This window comes from Pseudomonas sp. TH41, from assembly GCF_016650695.1.
In the GTDB taxonomy this organism is placed as follows: domain Bacteria; phylum Pseudomonadota; class Gammaproteobacteria; order Pseudomonadales; family Pseudomonadaceae; genus Aquipseudomonas.
On sequence record NZ_JAEKFH010000009.1, the window covers coordinates 185,543 to 203,540 of the forward strand.

General features: G+C 57.4%; 15 protein-coding genes. 10 read left to right on the forward strand and 5 right to left on the reverse strand.

Features of this window, described 5'->3' with window-relative positions; all coding sequences use genetic code 11:
* The first annotated feature begins 29 nt into the window (after positions 1–29).
* The 3 genes from JFU37_RS30080 to JFU37_RS30090 all read left to right on the forward strand — a co-directional run bounded on the left by JFU37_RS30080 (position 30) and on the right by JFU37_RS30090 (position 3,640).
* On the forward strand, positions 30–929 hold the full coding sequence (locus JFU37_RS30080) for a bestrophin family protein (protein WP_201120802.1): 900 nt from the start codon (positions 30–32) through the stop codon (positions 927–929).
* A gap of 76 nt (positions 930–1,005) precedes the next feature.
* A complete protein-coding gene (locus JFU37_RS30085; RefSeq protein WP_201120804.1) occupies positions 1,006–2,061 on the forward strand; it encodes a tetratricopeptide repeat protein in 1,056 nt (351 codons plus the stop codon).
* Positions 2,062–2,446: 385 nt separating this feature from the next.
* Positions 2,447–3,640 (forward strand): ATP-binding protein, encoded by a 1,194-nt coding sequence (locus JFU37_RS30090; RefSeq protein ID WP_201120812.1) that lies wholly within the window; start codon positions 2,447–2,449, stop codon positions 3,638–3,640.
* A 116-nt stretch (positions 3,641–3,756) separates the two neighbouring features.
* On the opposite strand, the gene JFU37_RS30095 is transcribed toward JFU37_RS30090, so the two are convergent.
* From JFU37_RS30095 to JFU37_RS30115, 5 genes are all read right to left on the reverse strand, one after another.
* A complete protein-coding gene (locus tag JFU37_RS30095) occupies positions 3,757–4,134 on the reverse strand; it encodes a response regulator (RefSeq protein WP_010460444.1) in 378 nt (125 codons plus the stop codon).
* A 77-nt stretch (positions 4,135–4,211) separates the two neighbouring features.
* On the reverse strand, positions 4,212–5,393 hold the full coding sequence (locus tag JFU37_RS30100; RefSeq protein ID WP_201120814.1) for a hybrid sensor histidine kinase/response regulator: 1,182 nt from the start codon (positions 5,391–5,393) through the stop codon (positions 4,212–4,214).
* A complete protein-coding gene (locus JFU37_RS30105) occupies positions 5,387–5,980 on the reverse strand; it encodes a chemotaxis protein CheB (RefSeq protein ID WP_201120816.1) in 594 nt (197 codons plus the stop codon). Before JFU37_RS30105 ends, JFU37_RS30100 begins: the two co-directional genes overlap by 7 nt.
* Positions 5,977–6,792, reverse strand: coding sequence for a CheR family methyltransferase (locus JFU37_RS30110; RefSeq protein ID WP_201120818.1), 816 nt, complete (start codon positions 6,790–6,792; stop codon positions 5,977–5,979). The genes JFU37_RS30105 and JFU37_RS30110 overlap by 4 nt, the downstream gene beginning before the upstream one ends.
* Positions 6,792–10,283, reverse strand: a complete 3,492-nt coding sequence (locus JFU37_RS30115) for a response regulator (RefSeq protein ID WP_201120821.1) — start codon at positions 10,281–10,283, stop codon at positions 6,792–6,794. Before JFU37_RS30115 ends, JFU37_RS30110 begins: the two co-directional genes overlap by 1 nt.
* A 261-nt stretch (positions 10,284–10,544) precedes the next feature.
* Between JFU37_RS30115 and JFU37_RS30120 the strand changes: the two genes are divergently transcribed.
* The 7 genes from JFU37_RS30120 to JFU37_RS30150 all read left to right on the forward strand — a co-directional run bounded on the left by JFU37_RS30120 (position 10,545) and on the right by JFU37_RS30150 (position 17,874).
* Positions 10,545–10,910: a response regulator gene (locus JFU37_RS30120; RefSeq protein WP_201120825.1), complete on the forward strand. Its 366-nt coding sequence runs from the start codon at positions 10,545–10,547 to the stop codon at positions 10,908–10,910.
* Between the two features lie 98 nt (positions 10,911–11,008).
* Positions 11,009–12,310 carry a glycosyltransferase gene (locus JFU37_RS30125; RefSeq protein ID WP_201120826.1) on the forward strand — a complete coding sequence of 434 codons (1,302 nt, stop codon included), beginning with the start codon at positions 11,009–11,011 and terminating at the stop codon, positions 12,308–12,310.
* A 65-nt stretch (positions 12,311–12,375) separates the two neighbouring features.
* Positions 12,376–13,272: a phospholipase gene (locus JFU37_RS30130; protein WP_201120828.1), complete on the forward strand. Its 897-nt coding sequence runs from the start codon at positions 12,376–12,378 to the stop codon at positions 13,270–13,272.
* A 114-nt stretch (positions 13,273–13,386) separates the two neighbouring features.
* Positions 13,387–14,292 (forward strand): AraC family transcriptional regulator, encoded by a 906-nt coding sequence (locus JFU37_RS30135; protein ID WP_201120830.1) that lies wholly within the window; start codon positions 13,387–13,389, stop codon positions 14,290–14,292.
* A 332-nt stretch (positions 14,293–14,624) separates the two neighbouring features.
* Positions 14,625–15,935 (forward strand): ABC transporter substrate-binding protein, encoded by a 1,311-nt coding sequence (locus tag JFU37_RS30140; protein WP_201120832.1) that lies wholly within the window; start codon positions 14,625–14,627, stop codon positions 15,933–15,935.
* A 198-nt stretch (positions 15,936–16,133) separates the two neighbouring features.
* Entirely contained in the window at positions 16,134–17,033 is a 900-nt protein-coding gene (locus JFU37_RS30145) for a carbohydrate ABC transporter permease (protein ID WP_242485876.1), read from the forward strand.
* Between the two features lie 10 nt (positions 17,034–17,043).
* The gene (locus tag JFU37_RS30150) at positions 17,044–17,874 is read left to right on the forward strand and encodes a carbohydrate ABC transporter permease (RefSeq protein WP_201120835.1); all 831 of its coding nucleotides are present in this window, start codon (positions 17,044–17,046) and stop codon (positions 17,872–17,874) included.
* Positions 17,875–17,998 lie beyond the last annotated feature (124 nt).

The window sequence follows — 17,998 nt, forward strand, 5'->3', positions numbered from 1 at the left end:
CGGAAGCGTCACTTGAAAAACCTTTGCCCATGATTGTGCGTGCCAAGCCGAACCTGATCGGCATTCTGTTTTCCCTAAAAGGCTCGATTGCCAAGCGCATTGCCTTGCGCAGTCTATTGGTCACGCTGCTGGCCTCCGTCATTGTGCTGGTGGAGACATGGCATCCCGCGTACTTCTCCAAGGTCAACGCCACACCTTTCACCTTGCTGGGCCTGTCGCTGTCGATCTTCATGAGCTTTCGCAACAACGCCTGTTACGACCGCTGGTGGGAGGGCCGCAAGCAACTCGGGCAGTTGATCATCGAAGTGCGTTCGCTGATTCGCCAAACCCAAGGGCTGATGGACGCCACTGAACGAGCGGTTCTGTTGCGCGAACTCTGTGGTTTCGCCCATGGTTTGATCGCCCGTCTGCGCGTGGAAGACGAGCTGACTGCCATCAAACCCTGGACGCATCACGCCATGGATGCTGGTCACCCAAACATTACCGATGCGCTCCTCCAGCGTATCGGTGGCCAATTCTCGGCACTGGCCCAACGCGACCACATCAGCGAATGGCGTTACACCCAACTGGAATCCAGACTGGTCAGCCTCAGTCAGGTTCAAGCCAGCTGTGAACGAATCAAAAGTACACCACTGCCCTTCCCCTACACATTGTTGCTGCACCGCACGATTTACCTGTTCTGCATCCTGCTGCCGTTTGCGATGGCCGAACCGCTGGGTTGGTTGACCCCCGTGTTCACCGCCATTGTCAGCTACACCTTTTTTGGACTCGACGAAATCGGAGACGACCTTGAAGACCCGTTCGGCTTCGATGAGAACGATCTGCCGTGCAATGCGATTTTGCGCACCCTGGAACGTGAAGTACTGGCGGCATTGGGGCAAACCGATTTACCGGCGGCCCTCGAACCGATTGAGTACGTGCTGAACTGAGTCAGGGTTTGACTCACAGCCTTGCCTGACCGAAGCTGGCACCTTTGCAAAAGCTTGCCAGCTACCGGATTCCTGCATGCCCCAGTTCCGCCGCTACCTGATCATCAGTGCCTGCGCCTTGTTCGCCATTGGCCTGGCCTGGTTTTTCTTGCGCAATACCCCCCCCGTGGTGCCGGAGGCAATCAAGCGTGGCTACGGTGAAGCGCTCACTCAGGCCCGCGCAGGTCAACCGGGAGCAGCGCGAGTTCTGTACCAGCAACTCGGCCGCCCCGACATTTCGCCCAAACGGCGCATCTGGCTGCACGCCGAGCTGCCCAACTACCCCAGCTCCGTGGCCTTGAAACTGGCGGACGCGGACCTGCAACACCCCGCGCCCGAGGTGCGCATCGCAGCGATCAAAAGCGTCAGCGAGCTAGTGCCCAACGGGCAGCGCAGCCTGTTGCTCGGGCCCTTGCTCGAAGACAGTGAACAAAGCGTACGGCTTGCCGCAGTGAACGCGTTGCTAGGACTCTCGCCGGATGACCTGGGTTTGTATTTCGGGCCGTTGGAGCAAGCCATTGATGCCTGGGAACAGGATCTCAAAAACGCGCCGCCCAGCGCCGCCAACTTCTATCAACTGGCGCGACTGCATCTGCACAATGCCGAATTGAAAGCAGCACAGCAGGCACTCGAACAGACATTGCAGCTGGATCCAGGCAACCTGCCCGCGCTGGTGATGCAGATCGATGTGCTGGATAAACTAGGCCAAAGCGACGCTGCCCGGCAGCTGTTGGCCAAGCAACTGCACGCACAACCCGACTCGGCCTACCTGCAACACGCTTTGGGTCTTTGGTTGCTGCATCACGGCCAAAGTGAATTCGCCTTGCTCGGTCTGTCCAAGGCCGTGGAGCTTGAGCCCGATAACAAGGATTACCGCTACGACCTGGCCACCACGCTTCATGGCGAGGAAGAACTTGAAGCGGCGCAAAAGCAACTGCAGGAAATCGTCCAGCGCCACCCGGCCGACCGTAAGGCACGGGTGTTATTGATCAACTACTGGAAGGAAAGCGGACAACTGCAGAACGTGCAGATCCTGTTGGCGCAACTGGAACAGATGAACCCGGACGATCCGGCGTTGCAGCAAGGGCTCTAAACGATCCCCTACTGTAGGAGCGAGCTTGCTCGCGATGAATTTGAAGGCGGCGCATTTTTCCAGACAGTAAGCGTCATCGTTCACGTCCATCGCGAGCAAGCTCGCTCCTACAGGTTTTTAGCGTCAAAACGTGTTGAACGCTCATTACGGCCAAGGGTCCAGTGAACAGGTAGCTCATTCAGGTACTGATGACCTGTTGCCTCGTTCCCCCTAGTCATGAGAGGGCAATTTTTGTCTACATCTAACGAGTTGTTCAGTGCAAAAGCCGCCACCGGCATTGAAGGTCTGGATGACATAGCGGGCGCAGCATGACCATCGGCGAACCGCTGGATGCGTTCCAGGGCGTATTGCTCGGGGACGAAACCCCGTTGCGGTCCAGGAAGCGATGTCCGAGCGCGCGATCATTCTCACGCCGCGGGGACGCGACAGCCAGATGTCGCGCTGCGGCCCGCAACTGGGCAACGTCACGTTTCTTGAACGCCCTTTTCATCCGGTGACGTTGATCAGTCTGGTGACCACTGCATTGCGCGGGCGCCGACGACAGTATGAAGCCCGGGACCGGCTGATCGACCTGAGTCAAAGTGAACTGCGCCTGCAAACCACCCTCGAAACCCTCGAACAGCAAGTCGAGGAACGAACTGCACAGCTACGACACAACGAAGAGGTCCTGCGTCAGTCGCAGAAAATGGAAGCCGTCGGCCAACTCACGGGCGGTATTGCCCAGCGCAGCATCAACGAAAGCATCCAGCTGGACATGCAGTTGAGCGAAGGCTTGTGGGTCGCCGAGGCCGACCCCAACCAACTGGAAAGCGCTCTGCTCAACCTGGTGATCAACGCCCGGGATGCCATGCCCGGTGGCGGCAGACTGGTGGTCAACACCGCAAATCAGCACCTGGCCACTGGCGCCACCGAAACCCAGGGCAATCTGGAACCGGGTGATTACGTGGTCCTGAGCGTCACCGACACCGGATGCGGCATGCCGCAAAGCACCATTGACCGCGCCTTCGACCCCTTCTTTACCACCAAGCCGATTGGCCAGGGCACTGGCCTTGGGCTGTCGATGATCTATGGCTTCACCAAGCAATCGCGCGGACACGTCGCCATCCGCAGTGGTGTCGACAAAGGCACCACCGTGACATTGTTTCTACCGCGTTTCGGTGGTGACGTACCGCAGCACAACCCGCTGAATGTCCAGCACGCACCCTTTGCGCAGAATGGCGAAACCGTGTTGATCGTCGAGGACGATCCAGCGGTGCGGGTGTTGGTGAGCACGGTGCTGAGCGAGTTGGGTTATGCCTTTGTCGAGGCTGGCAATGCCGACACCGCGGTACCGATTCTGAATTCCACGCAGCGCATCGACCTATTGATCAGCGATGTCGGGTTGCCGGGCATGAACGGCCGGCAACTGGCGGAAATTGGCCGGCAATACCGGCCTGGTCTCAAGGTGTTGTTCATCACCGGTTATGCAGAACACGCTGCGGTGCGCGGAGGGTTTCTCGATCCTGGCATGCAGATGATCACCAAGCCGTTCACCTTCGACCTGTTGACCGCGAAGGTGCAAGAGATGATCCGGATCTAAACCTGCTCCTGTGGGAGCGGGCTTGCTCGCGAAGAACGTTAACGATAACGCGTTCTTGCTGAATAAACGCGCTGCTCTCAAGTCCTTCGCGAGCAAGCTCGCTCCTACAAAGAACGTTACGAGAGCATGTCCTGCATCAGCTCTTGCAGCACATCCAGATCGAACGGTTTGCCCAGGATCGGAGCCTTGCGGGTGATCGGGCTATCGGTCTCGCGGATTTCCTGCGGATAACCGCTGATAAAGATCACCTTAAGCTCCGGTCGCAGTTTCACCGCTGGTTCGGCGATCTGAACGCCAGAGATTCCACCCGGCAGGCGGAAGTCGGTGATCATCATGTCCAGGTGCGGTTTGCTTGCCAGAATTTCAAAGGCCTGCTCGCCGTTCTCGGCCTGCAGCACCCGGTAGCCCTCCCCTGACAGATAGGCAGAAAGCACCATCAGGATCGAGGGGTCATCTTCGACGATCAGTACGACGTCTTGTGCATCTTCACTCATGGGAAGCCTTTGTTCGGTCAGTAGCTGCTGATACGACCGTGAGGTCGACCAGAGGTTGCGTGTATCTGGCTGTTTTCCTACAGCGGCAGACAAACGCGAAACAAGGCGCCTTCGCCAATCCGGCTTTCGACGGTAATGGAGCCGCCATGCGCGGCCACAATCTGTTCGGAAATAAACAATCCCAGGCCCAACCCGGCGACGGCATGTTTGGCCGTAACGCGCTCGAATTGCTGGAAGATACGCTTCTGGTTCTCCTCACCAATGCCGATCCCAAGATCGCGCACTTCCACCCGTGCCTGACCGTTCTCACTGTACACCTTAACGGTGATCGGACTCTTGGCGCCGTAACGCAACGCGTTGGTCAGCAGGTTGGAGATCACCTGTTCAATGCGAAATTCGTCCCAGCTACCCACCACCGGCTGCCCGGCGTCCAGGGTGATCGAAGACTCGGCGGCGTCAATCTGCGGCAAAAAATTCTGCAACAGGCCGCGAACCAGTGCCGAGAGATCGAAGCGCTTCGGTCGAATCGACAGCTTGCCGGTACGAATGCGCGACACATCGAGCATGTCTTCAATCAAGCGAATCAGGCTTTTGATCTGCCGTTCATCACGGTCGACCATCGCGTGCATCTTGTCCAGGGTGAACGCCGCGGCGTTATCCCGGGCCAGGTGCATCTTGCGCAGCTGGGTTTCGAGAATCAGGCCATTGAGCGGCGTGCGGACTTCGTGGGCAACGATGGACATGAAGTCATCGCGCATGCGCACTGCTTGCTCCAGCTCCTGCTGGGTGCTCTGCAACTGTTTGAGCAGGGCTTCCTGCTCCCGGCGACTCTGCTCCAGCGCTTCGACCTGCAGCTTCATTTCCTTGCGCTGGCGATACAGATCGACGAATACGTTGACCTTGCTCTTGACCGCGTGGATATCCAACGGCTTATAGAGGAAGTCCACGGCGCCGCTTTCGTAGCCCTTGAACGCGTAGTTCAGTTCACGGCCCGCCGCGCTGACAAAGACGATCGGGATGTTTTTGGTCTTTTCCGTGCCGCGCATCAACTCGGCCAGCTCAAAGCCATTCATACCGGGCATCTGCACGTCGAGAATGGCCATCGCGAATTCGTGTTGCAGCAATAACGACAGGGCTTCGTCGGCGGACAGCGCTTTGTAGACCACACGGTCTTCACGCTTGATCAGCGCTTCGAGCGCCAACAGGTTCTCCGGCAGATCGTCCACGATCAGCAGTTTGGCTTGGATATGACTTAGCATGCGATTTGTTCCAGCTCGACAAGCAGACGGCCGATGCCGCGTATAGGGAGAATGTAGTCTGGCTGGTGTATGGCAAGCGCAGCCTGGGGCATCGTCGCGACCTGGGCCTCGTTCGGGTCCTGCACGATGGTCAGGCCACCGCGAAGTTTGACCTGAGCCAGGCCTCGCGCACCATCGCGATTGGCACCGGTTAACAGCACCGCGGCCAGCGCGGCACCGTAGGCGTCGGCAGCCGATTCGAACAGGTAATCGATGGCGGGTCGCGAATGGTGCACGCGGGGTTCCAGGCTCAAGGAAAAACTGCGGTCTTGCTCCACCGACAGGTGATAGCCCGGTCCCGCGAAATAGAGCGTTCCGGCCTCGACCCGCGTCTTGTCGCGGGCTTCGAGGACGGGCAGCGAAACTCGCCGCGCGAACACTTCAGCCAATTGGCTGCAACGCTCATCCGGCAAGTGCAACACCACAATGATCGGCAGGACAAACCCTGCTCGCAGTGGGCCGAGGATATTCAGCAATGCCTCCACACCGCCGGCAGAAGCGCCGATCACGATAGCCTCTATGGAAGGCAAGCCCGCTGCACTGCTCATAATTTGCGGTAGATCCGTTCGTGTTTGACCAAGGGCTCGAACTGCTTGCCAAAGGCCGAAAAATCCAGGGTTTCCTTGCTGCCCAGCACCAGGAAACCCCGATGACACAGGGACTCGTGGAACAAGCCAAGCGCACGATCTTGAAGATTTTTATTGAAATAAATCAAAACGTTACGACACGAAATTAACTGAGTTTCTGAAAAGACACTGTCGGTTGCCAGGCTGTGATCGGCGAACGTCACGTTCTCACACAACGTCTTGTCGAAAATCGCGTACCCGTACGCTGCCGTGTAGTAGTCAGCGAACGAACACTGGCCACCTGCCTGCTGGTAATTAGAAGTGTAGGCGCGGACATTCTCCATCGAGAAAATTCCTTGCTTGGCCTTTTCCAGCGAACGCGGATTGATGTCGGTGGCGTAGATAATGGTGCGATCCAGCAAGCCCTCTTCGCGCAGCAAGATCGCCATCGAGTAGACCTCTTCACCGGTGCTGCAACCGGCGATCCATACCTTGATCGACGGATAGGTCTTGAGCAGCGGGACCACTTCCTGACGGATCGCCAGAAAGTGCGAAGGGTCGCGGAACATCTCGCTGACGGGGATCGTCAGCAACTGCAGTAACTGCATGAACGCGGTGGGATCGTGCAGGACCTTTTCCTGCAGCGCCGAAATGGTCGAGCACTCGAACTGGCTCAACGCGTGGCCGACCCGGCGCTTGATCGAAGCGCCGGAGTAATCGCGAAAGTCATAGCTGTACTTGAGATAGATCGCCTCGATCAACAAGCGCAATTCGATTTCGGTATTTCGCTCCACTAGATACGTTCCATCTTCGGTAACCACACACGAATCAGCGAGAACAAGCGATCCAGGTCAATGGGCTTGGCCAGGTAATCGTTGGAGCCAGCCTGCAGGCAGCGCTCCTGATCGTCTTTCATGGCCTTGGCGGTCACCGCAATGATTGGCAGTTTGCGCCAGCGCGGGTCCTTACGGATCTCGATGGTGGCTTCGAAACCATCCATCTCAGGCATCATCACGTCCATCAACACCAGATCGATGTCCTCAACTTCATTCAATTTTTCAATCGCTTCACGACCGTTCCGGCCGATGACCACGACTGCGCCTTTTTGCTCCAGCGCACTGGTGAGGGCGAAGATATTGCGTACATCGTCGTCCACCAGCAGCACTTTGCGACCCTCAAAGACCTTGTCGCGGCTGCGCGCAGTCTTGAGCATCCTCTGCCGTTCATGGGACAACCTGGATTCGACTTTGTGCAGAAAGAGTGTCACCTCGTCCAGCAAACGCTCGGGTGAGCGCGCGCCCTTGATGATGATCGAACGGGAATACTTGCGCAGTTCGTTCTCTTCATCCCGGGTCAGGTTACGCCCGGTGTAGACGATCACTGGCGGGAACGAGCAGATATCCTCGGTGGACATGCGCTTGAGCAGGTCGTTGCCGAGCATGTCCGGCAGCTTCAGGTCGATGATCATGCAGTCGAAAATCGTAGTGCGCAGCAGGTCCAGGGCCTCCTGAGCGAAACCTACCGCGGTGATTTCGATGTCATCGTCACCAATCAACCGGGCAATGCTGTCGCGCTGCACAACGTCGTCTTCGACCAGCAGGACGCGTTTGACCTTCTGGGTCAGCTTGGCTTCGAGACGGGCAAATACATCCTTGAGTTCTTCGCGGGTGGTCGGCTTGACCGCGTAACCGATGGCGCCCATGTGCATGGCCGCTTCGACTCGATCTTCGACGGAGATGATGTGCACCGGAATGTGCCGGGTTTCAGCGTGTTCCTTCAGGCGTTGCAACACGGTCAGCCCGGAATGATCCGGCAGACGCATGTCCAGAAGAATGGCATCCGGGAGGAACTCCTTGGCCAGGTCGTAGCCTTCGTCCGCGCCGTGCGCCACCAGGCACTGATAACCCAGTTCATGGGCGAGATCGTAGAGGATGTGCGCAAAGTTCGCCTCATCTTCCACTACCAGGATGCACCGCGTGGTGAACGGTGCCTTCGTACGGTCATCATCAAAACGCGGGATAGCGACCTCGGCGATCAGCGGCACCGGGGCGGCGGGTGCCACTCTCGGCGCCACGGCAACCGGCGAGGCTTTCATCAGCTCGACAGGGTATTCGCCCGGCTCAACGTATTGCTGCGGCAAGACCAGGGTGAACACACTGCCCTGCCCAGGTTCGCTGGTGACGCTGATAGAACCGCCCAGCAATGCGGCCAGGTCACGAGAAATCGACAAACCCAGGCCCGTGCCGCCGTACCGGCGATTGGTGGTGCCATCGGCCTGGCGGAACGCTTCAAAAATACTGTCCTGCTGATCCTCTGCAATACCGATCCCGGAATCGCGGACCATAAAGGCGATGCCTTCATTGGGTTGACTGGCAACCGTCAGGCTGACGGAGCCCTTTTCGGTGAACTTCACCGCGTTCGACAGCAGGTTCTTGATGACCTGCTCCAGACGCTGGCGGTCGGTGAACATCATCAGCGGCGCGCCTGGCTGCAATTCGACGTGGAAGCCCAGTTTCTTGTCCGCCGCCAATGGCTCGAACATTCCACGCAAGCCGTCTACCAGACGGGAGACGCTGGTGTTCTCCGGGCGTATCTCCAGCTTGCCGGCCTCGACCTTGGAGATGTCGAGGATGTCGTTGATCAAGTTGAGCAAGTCATTGCCGGCCGAATAGATCGACTCGGCGAACTTGACCTGCTCAGGGCTGAGGTTTTCCTGGGGGTTTTCTGCCAGCAACTTGGCCAGGATCAACGAACTGTTCAGCGGCGTGCGCAACTCGTGGGACATGTTGGCGAGGAATTCGGACTTGTACTTGCTCGAACGCTGCAACTCTTCGGCGCGGTCTTCGAGCTGGATCCGGGCCTGATTGAGTTCGGTGTTTTTCAGGTCCATGGCGTCGCGCTGATCGGCCAGGATCTGTGCCTGCTCGGCAAGCTGCTCATTGGTCTGCTCCAGCTCGACCTGCTGGGTTTCCAGGTGCGCCTGGGACTCCTTGAGAATCCGCGATTGTTCCTCCAGTTCTTCGTTGGCGGTTTTCAACTCTTCCTGCTGCACTTGCAGCTCTTCGTTGAGCTGTTGAGTTTCGGCCAGCACTTCCTGCAAGCGCTGGCGATAGCGAGCGGCCTCGATGGAAGTCCCGATGTTGCCGGAAATCAGCTCGAGCAATTCGATGTCGCGATCATTCAGCGGACGCAGGAACCCCAGCTCAATCACGCCGTTGACGCGCTCGTCATCGCTGGTCGGCACCACCAGCACGCTGCGCGGCAGGCCTTGGCCAAGTCCGGAGCTGACCTTAAAGTAATTCTCCGGCACCGAGTCGAGGCGAATCAGACGAGCCGTTTGCGCCACCTGCCCTGCAATGCCTTCTTCATTGTAAATATGCTGTTCGCGCTCTTCTTCTTCGCGGGAGAAACCGTAAGAGGCAATGCGCTTGAGGCCGCCATGCTCTTCACGTACATAAATAGCTGCCACGGCGGTGCCGAGGTATTGCGCACAAAACTGCAGGATATTGCGGCCCAGCACGTTCAGGCTCAGTTGCCCCAACACTTGTTCGGCCAGCTCCGTCTGGCCGTTGCGCAGCCAGGCCTGCTGTTCCAGGCGATGAGCGCTGGCCTGTTGTGCGGCGAGGTTGGCACTGTAACTCTGGGAAAGGGTGAGTAAATCCCGACGACCGATGTAGGCCAGCAACCCGCTTATGCCAGCAATGAACAACAGATAAAGGCCGATACTCCAGATCGTGGTGGTGCGCACTTCTTCGTTACGCGTAGTGCGCAACTGCTGCTCCGTGTCGATCAGGTCTTCGTACTGTTTGCGAATATCATCCGTCAGCCGTTTGCCGCGCCCGGCCTTGACCGCGCCGCGATAATCACCGGCGCTGCGCTGCAAATCGATCATTGACTGCGCGTAATCCCCCCACTCCTTTTGCATGGCCTCCAGCCTATGCAGACGGTCGGTCTGAACCGGATTGTCGGCCGTCAACTCCAACAGGGTGTTGAGGGCGACAGCAATCTTCGGCTTGGCCGTTTCGTAGGGGTCAAGAAAATGCTCGTCACTGCTGAGCAGAAAGCCGCGCATCCCGGTTTCCAGATCAACCGTCAGTTTCACCGCTTCATTGGCGTTATTGATCACCCGGTCCGTGTGCTCGACCCACTGGATCACCGACAGCAAATAAGTGATCAGCGAAACAAAGAACACCGCACTGAGCACACCGATGCCCAATGGCAGGCTGATGTTGCGGCTCAGCAGCTTGCGGAATCGTTGCTCATCAACGGAAGACGGAGGGGTCATGGGGAGGCCTTGTCGAACTGTTGAAAACCAAGGAGTTTGCCCCAAAAAAGGCACCATGTTCCAATTTTCTGAAGCGTTTTCGCGCAAAACCCTACATTCCGCCGCGGCGATGCAAAGGAGCGGTTATCCTTGCCGAGTCTTGTATGGCTATTCTTTTTGTAGCGCAGTGGGAACTTGTCGGGTTCCGCCACTTACTCATGCAAGAGCCCGGCTATTTCGATCGACCGGTCACCGCGAATCCAACCCTTGAGAACGCCTATTATGTCCGCCGAAAAATCCATCATCCTGGTCGTCGAAGACGACGACATCGTGCGGATGCTGATCATCGATGTTCTGGAGGAACTGGAGTACGAGTTGCTCGAGGCCGAGAGCAGCGAAAAGGCGCTGGAGTTTCTCAATGATGAAGACCAGTACATCGACCTGATGATGACCGACGTCGGCTTGCCGGTGATGGATGGCCGTGAACTGGCCAAGCAAGCGCGTATGCTGCGACCCGAGTTGCCTATCCTGTTCGCCAGTGGTTATGCCGAAAACGTCGAGGTGCCGGCGGACATGTTCATCATCGGCAAGCCGTTCTCCATTGACCAGTTGCGGGACAAGGTCAACAGCATCCTCGCAAGCGCCTAGTTTCGGGCAGTGTGAGCAGAAGGTTCGCCATCGGTTGTGGTTTAATTGCGCGCCGTTTTTATCCCGCACCCTCTGCCCGCTTCAAGGAACCACCCTGCATGAGTCAGCCCCGCCCTACCAAAGTCCTGGTCATCGGTTACGTCTGGCCCGAGCCCCGCTCTTCTGCAGCGGGTGGGCACATGATGCAAATCCTCGAGTCGTTCTTGCAGCAAGGCTGGGACATTACCTTCAGCAGCCCGGCCGGCACCGGCGAACACCGGGCGGATCTTGCGGCGTTGGGTATTCGCGAAGTGGCTATCGAGTTGAACAACAGCAGTTTCGACACCTTCATCAGCGAACTGGCCCCGGATATGGTGCTGTTCGACCGCTTCATGATGGAAGAACAGTTCGGCTGGCGCGTTGAAAAGCACTGTCCTGACGCGGTGCGCGTGCTTGAGAGTTCTGATTTGCAAAGCCTGCGAGATGCGCGTCAACAACGTCTCAAGGAACGTTTGAAGGCCAGTGACGACGCCAACGACTTCAGCGACTTGTTCGCGCCGACGTTGCGCGAAGAGTTTGAGTTCATGGCCGATACGGATATGGCCAAACGGGAAATCGCTGCCATTTATCGTTGCGACTTGAACCTGATGATCTCCGAAGTGGAAATCGAGCTGCTGGTCGAACAGTTTAACGTCCCACGCAACCTGCTGTTTTGGTGCCCGCTGATGGTTGATCTGCCGGTCACGCCTGCGCCGACCTTCGAGGATCGGGCGCACTTTCTTCATATTGGCAACTTCCGTCATGCGCCCAACTGGGACGCGGTGCTTTGGCTGAAGACCGTTATTTGGCCACTGATCCGTCAGCAATTACCCGGCGCTCAGTTGCACATCTACGGCGCTTACACCCCGCCAAAAGCCACCGCGCTGCACAACGCAGCCCAGGGGTTTCATGTGATGAACTGGGCCGAAGATGCGCTGCAGGTCATGTCGGCGACACGCGTGTGTCTGGCGCCATTGCGATTCGGCGCAGGCATTAAAGGCAAAATCCTCGATGCGATGATCTGTGGGACACCTAACGTCACCACGCCGATGGGCGCCGAAGGCATGCACGGCGAAGAACAATGGCCGGGAGCGGTGACCCGAACGGCCCAGGCGTTCGCCGATTGCGCCGTGCAGCTCTATCAGGACAAGACACAGTGGCTCGAGGCCCAGGCCCTCGGGTTGGACCTTCTGACGAGTCGTTATCAGCAACACATCCATGGCCCGGCATTGATCGCACGGCTCGATCTTTGCCGCCAACATCTGTCGACGATCAGAAGAGATAACTTCACCGGCAGTATGCTGCGCCATCATCAACATAAGAGCACTCAATACATGGCGCAATGGATTGAAGCGAAAAACAAGTATCGTGAAGACGCCTAATCATTAAACTCCCCCACGTGAGAACCCTCTCCGTTTAAATCTGATTAACTGTGCAAGGATGCACTATGAATATTGCTATCAATACAACCACGGCCAACTTCTCTTCTGTAGCCCAAGGCTTCGCACTTAATAGCTGGATGAGCGATATTCCTATTATCGATTCATTATCGCTTGCTCAACTGGTTCTACCAGGCGCTCATAATGCCGGCGTGGACAAGAAAGCCTCTTACTTCGCACCCGGCGCGAGCAACTGGATCGCCTGCCAAAACAACTCTTTTTATTATCAACTGAACTCAGGAGCGCGCGCCCTTGATTTGAGACTAGGGTATGAAATCGCGGGTAATGGTGTCGGTACATTCTGGTTTGAGCATAATGGCTTTCGTTCCTCCCGCTCCCTGGAGAACCTGATCACCAGCGTGATCCGGTTTCTTCAGGAAAATCCCGACGAGTTTATCGTGCTGGATTTTCACCAATTGAATGCTGGCAACAGGCCTTTCGATTACAAAGAATTCAACAGGCTGTTATTGACTCACTTGGGTGACAGGATCATTCCCTATACCAATACTTTCCTCCCACTGGAGGAGCTCAAGCGATTGAGCCCTGCCCGGCGCTTACTAGTGGCTGCCGAGTATCATCCGCAGCTCGACTTGACCTATTTCCATCGAAAAATCGAGCACAAATGGAGCGGAATTTCGACGACCAGTATCAGTGAGCTGAACGCGTATATAACGCACGTCATGAAGCACCCTCCGAGCAGGGCCTTACCATGGTCACTTTCCGCGACCAGCTACCAAGTTGCGACAGGTCCGGTAAACATCGGGGCGTATATTGATCAGTGGTTTGATCCCGAGCTTAATGACTGGGCGACAAACAGCAGCATTATCAATACAGATTTTTTTGAAACATCGAATGTGGTACGCCACTGTCTGATTGCCAATCTGATCCAGGCGTATGCCAAATGACGGTGTAGGCGTTGCCTTGCATCGGCGAGCAGGCACGTAGGGGTTCGCAGACTGGCATTTGACGTCCGGAAAGAGGCATGATCAGGCTGCGATAACAAAAAAAGCACGCCTGACATGACCCGAACTGCCAGAGTCACCGATCCTTCCTACGAACTGATGGACGACCACAACGGGTTGTCCATCATCTATCGCCAGCACGGGTTCCCCTGCCCCTTGGTGCGCTGGCATTTCCACAAGGAATACGAACTGCACTTGATCGTCGCCAGCTCCGGCAAAGTGTTCATTGGCGATTACATCGGCAACTTCTACCCCGAATCCCTGTTCCTCACCGGCCCCAACCTGCCCCACAACTGGATCAGTCAGGTGGCCGAGAACGAAGTGGTGCCCAAGCGCGACATGCTGGTCAACTTCACCGACGAGTTGTTCGACAGCGGCCATTTGGTGTTCGCCGAGCTCAAGACGCTCGCGCCCTTGCTGGAGCGTGCGCAGTACGGCATCGAATTTCGCTGCAAACGCACGATCCAGCAGGCGATGGGCCTGATGCAACGCATTGCCGATACCAAAGGCGTGACCCGGCTCGGGCACTTTTTCATTCTGCTGGAGTTGCTGGCAGCCGCTGACGATTATCAGTTGCTCTCCGGCGCGACGACCCCGCAATTGGCCGACGAACACAATATCGATCGCACTAACCGGGCCGTGGATTACATCTTCGCGCATTACGCCCGGGAACTGCCGCTGGAAGAAGTCGCCGAACACCTGGGCATGAAGCCGACGTATTTCAGTCGCGTCTTCAAACAAGCCACGGGGCGCTGTTTTATCGAATTCGTCAATCGCCTGCGCATCAGCAAATCCTGCGAGCTGCTGGCCGATGGCGACAAACCGGTGACCGATGTGTGCTTCGAGTCGGGGTTCAACAATATTTCCAACTTCAATCGCCGCTTTCAGCAACTGAAAGGCATGACGCCCTCTCACTACCGGCGGTTGGCGGTGCAGCGGTTGACCGAACAAAACATCGGGTAAAGACAAGATCAAAAGATCGCAGCCTGCGGCAGCTCCTACAGGGGTATCGCGAACGCAAACACATCCCTGTAGGAGCTGCCGCAGGCTGCGATCTTTTGATCTTCGCCCTTAAAACCTATACGCATTCAATGCCCGTGAAGCACTGAAATGCCGTCCCCTGCACTTCCAGCACCAAACCCTAGTGCAAAATAGTATCGATTGAAGTGTGACGGATGATTTGTCACATCTTCAATTGAAGGCTGTAATCAGTGCACATTCTTCCCTCCGCAGGAAGACACAAAAACAATAACTGTCCTTCTGTAACCCCGCCGGGTGCAGAAAAGGAGTGCACGATGCAACCTTCTGTAAAAGCTCTGCTTGCCCTCTCCTGCATGACCCTTAGCAGCGTCAGCCTCGGCGCGCAGACGCTGACCATCGCCACTGTCAACAACAGCGACATGATCCGCATGCAAAGGCTTTCGAAAACCTTCGAAGCCGAGCACCCGGACATCAAGCTGAATTGGGTGGTGCTGGAAGAAAACGTCTTGCGCCAACGCCTGACCACTGACATCGCAACGCAAGGCGGGCAGTTCGATGTGCTGACCATCGGCATGTACGAAGCCGCACTCTGGGGGGCCAAGGGTTGGCTGGAGCCGATGAAGGACTTGCCGGCCTCGTATGCCCTGGACGACGTGTTCCCTTCGGTGCGCGAAGGCCTCTCGGTCAAGGGGTCGCTGTATGCCCTGCCGTTCTACGCCGAAAGCTCCATCACCTATTACCGCACTGATCTGTTCAAAGACGCCGGGCTGACCATGCCCGAGCACCCGACCTGGGAGCAGATCGGCGAATTCGCCAGCAAACTCACCAACAAAGATAAAGAACAGTACGGCATTTGCCTGCGCGGCAAGGCCGGCTGGGGCGAGAACATGGCGTTGATTACCACCGTTGCCAATGCCTATGGCGCACGCTGGTTCGATGAGAAGTGGCAGCCGGAATTCACCGGCCCCGAGTGGAAAAACGCGCTGAACTTCTACGTCGACACCATGAAAAAATCCGGCCCGCCGGGTGCCTCAAGTAACGGTTTCAACGAAAACCTGGCGCTGTTCAACAGTGGCAAGTGCGCGATCTGGGTCGATGCCAGCGTCGCCGGCTCCTTCGTCACCGACAAGACCCAAAGCAAGGTCAGCGACCACGTCGGCTTTACCTACGCCCCGCACCAAGTCACCGACAAAGGTTCGGCCTGGCTCTATTCCTGGGCGCTGGCGATCCCGACCAGTTCCAAGGCCAAGGACGCGGCGAAAGCCTTCAGTGCCTGGGCGACATCGAAAGAATACGGCGCATTGGTTGCCGAAAAAGACGGCATCGCCAACGTACCCCCAGGCACGCGAGCCTCGACCTACAGCGAGGCTTACATGAACGCGGCGCCGTTCGCCAAGGTCACGCTGGAATCGCTGAAAGCGGCGGACCCGAGCAAGCCGACCCTCAAGCCCGTGCCGTATATCGGCATTCAACTGGTGACCATTCCTGAGTTTCAGGCCGTGGGCACCCAGGTCGGCAAGCTGTTCTCGGCAGCGTTGATCGGCCAGACCACGGTCGACCAGGCCCTGACCGCCGCCCAGCAAACCACCGAACGTGAGATGAAGCGCGCCGGTTACCCCAAGTAACCCGCTGAAACTTGCTCCTGCCTCCTGTGGGAGCGAGCTTGCTCGCGATGAGGCCGTCAAATCCAACATCGATATTGACTGACAGGCCGCTATCGCGAGCAAGCTCGCTCCCACAGAGATCTCCACAGGGTTCGCGCTATTCGTATCTGCACCCAAACGGTTCTAAACGCCATGAATATTTCAACTGCCAAAGCTCAAATGGACATCCCCCAACCCGTGCGCAAAAGCCGGCTGGCCAATCCCGGCTGGTTTCTGGTCAGTCCCTCGGTGGCGTTGTTGCTACTGTGGATGATCGTACCGCTGGGCATGACCCTTTACTTTTCGATGATTCGCTACAACCTGCTCTACCCCGGTGAAAACGAATTCGTCGGATTGGAGAATTTCACCTACTTCCTCAGCGACTCGGGCTTTCTGCCCGGTGCTACCAACACCTTGTTGCTGGTGGGCAGCGTGTTGCTGATCAGCGTGGTGTTCGGCGTATTGATCAGTGCGTTGCTGGAGGCCAGTGAGTTTTTCGGTCGCGGTATCGTCCGGGTCATGTTGATCTCGCCATTTTTCGTCATGCCCACCGTCGGTGCGCTGATCTGGAAGAACCTGATCTTCCACCCGGTTTCCGGGATGCTCGCCTATGTCTGGAAGCTGTTCGGCGCGCAACCGGTGGACTGGCTGGCCCACTACCCGCTGCTGTCGATCATCATCATTGTGTCCTGGCAATGGCTGCCCTTCGCGATCCTGATACTGATGACCGCCATGCAGTCCCTCGACCAGGAACAGAAAGAAGCCGCGCGTCTCGACGGCGCCGGCCCCATCGCGATTTTCTGGCACCTGACCCTGCCGCACCTGGCGCGACCGATTGCAGTGGTGGTGATGATTGAAACCATCTTCCTGCTGTCGGTATTTGCCGAGATCTTCACCACCACCAACGGCGGTCCCGGCTACGCCTCGACCAACCTCGCCTACCTGATCTACAACCAGGCGCTGGTGCAGTTCGACGTCGGCATGGCGTCCGCCGGTGGTTTGATCGCCGTGGTCATTGCCAACATCGCCGCCATCGTGCTGGTGCGGATGATTGGCAAAAACCTGACAGACAAAGCCTGAGGCCCACGCCATGACCCTTCAACAATCCCGTCGTCTGCAAAGCCTGCTGCTGGGCACCCTGGCCTGGGCCATCGCGATCCTGATCTTCTTCCCGATCTTCTGGATGGTACTGACCAGTTTCAAAACCGAAATCGACGCGTTCGCCACGCCGCCGCAGTTCATCTTCATGCCGACACTAGAGAACTACCTGCACATCAACGAGCGCAGCGATTACTTCAGCTTCGCCTGGAACTCGGTGGTGATTTCCTTCAGCGCCACGGCTCTGTGCCTGCTGATCGCGGTGCCGGCGGCTTACTCCATGGCGTTCTACGAAACCCAACGCACCAAGGGCACGCTGTTATGGATGCTCTCCACCAAGATGCTGCCGCCGGTGGGCGTACTGATGCCGATTTACCTGCTGGCCAAGAGCTTCGGCCTGCTCGATACGCGCACCGCGCTGATCGTGATTTACACGCTGATCAACCTGCCGATCGTGGTGTGGATGATTTACACCTACTTCAAGGACATCCCCAAAGACATCCTCGAAGCCGCGCGCCTCGACGGCGCAACGTTGTGGCAGGAAATGGTCCGGGTGCTGCTGCCGATCGCCAAGGGTGGCCTGGCCTCCACGGTGTTGCTGTCGCTGATCCTGTGCTGGAACGAGGCGTTCTGGTCACTGAACCTGACCTCGTCGAAAGCCGCGCCACTGACCGCACTGATCGCTTCGTATTCCAGCCCTGAAGGGCTGTTCTGGGCCAAGTTGTCGGCCGTGTCGACACTGGCCTGCGCCCCGATCCTGATCTTCGGCTGGATCAGCCAGAAACAATTGGTCCGCGGCCTGTCGTTTGGCGCCGTGAAATGACCGCAGTCCCTGTAGGAGCGAGCTCGCTCGCGATGGACGTGAACGATTACGCGCGCTGCCTGGAAGAACTCATTGTCCGGACGTTTTTCGCGAGCAAGCTCGCTCCTACAGAAAACAGTCCGGT

Excerpts from the sequence above, each read along its gene's own strand:
- JFU37_RS30080 (WP_201120802.1), top strand. The coding sequence starts at position 30 with ATGATTGTGCGTGCCAAGCCGAACCTGATCGGCATTCTGTTTTCCCTA.
- JFU37_RS30085 (WP_201120804.1), top strand. The coding sequence starts at position 1,006 with ATGCCCCAGTTCCGCCGCTACCTGATCATCAGTGCCTGCGCCTTGTTC.
- JFU37_RS30090 (WP_201120812.1), top strand. The coding sequence starts at position 2,447 with ATGTCCGAGCGCGCGATCATTCTCACGCCGCGGGGACGCGACAGCCAG.
- JFU37_RS30095 (WP_010460444.1), bottom strand. The coding sequence starts at position 4,134 with ATGAGTGAAGATGCACAAGACGTCGTACTGATCGTCGAAGATGACCCC.
- JFU37_RS30100 (WP_201120814.1), bottom strand. The coding sequence starts at position 5,393 with ATGCTAAGTCATATCCAAGCCAAACTGCTGATCGTGGACGATCTGCCG.
- JFU37_RS30105 (WP_201120816.1), bottom strand. The coding sequence starts at position 5,980 with ATGAGCAGTGCAGCGGGCTTGCCTTCCATAGAGGCTATCGTGATCGGC.
- JFU37_RS30115 (WP_201120821.1), bottom strand. The coding sequence starts at position 10,283 with ATGACCCCTCCGTCTTCCGTTGATGAGCAACGATTCCGCAAGCTGCTG.
- JFU37_RS30120 (WP_201120825.1), top strand. The coding sequence starts at position 10,545 with ATGTCCGCCGAAAAATCCATCATCCTGGTCGTCGAAGACGACGACATC.
- JFU37_RS30125 (WP_201120826.1), top strand. The coding sequence starts at position 11,009 with ATGAGTCAGCCCCGCCCTACCAAAGTCCTGGTCATCGGTTACGTCTGG.
- JFU37_RS30130 (WP_201120828.1), top strand. The coding sequence starts at position 12,376 with ATGAATATTGCTATCAATACAACCACGGCCAACTTCTCTTCTGTAGCC.
- JFU37_RS30135 (WP_201120830.1), top strand. The coding sequence starts at position 13,387 with ATGACCCGAACTGCCAGAGTCACCGATCCTTCCTACGAACTGATGGAC.
- JFU37_RS30140 (WP_201120832.1), top strand. The coding sequence starts at position 14,625 with ATGCAACCTTCTGTAAAAGCTCTGCTTGCCCTCTCCTGCATGACCCTT.
- JFU37_RS30145 (WP_242485876.1), top strand. The coding sequence starts at position 16,134 with ATGGACATCCCCCAACCCGTGCGCAAAAGCCGGCTGGCCAATCCCGGC.
- JFU37_RS30150 (WP_201120835.1), top strand. The coding sequence starts at position 17,044 with ATGACCCTTCAACAATCCCGTCGTCTGCAAAGCCTGCTGCTGGGCACC.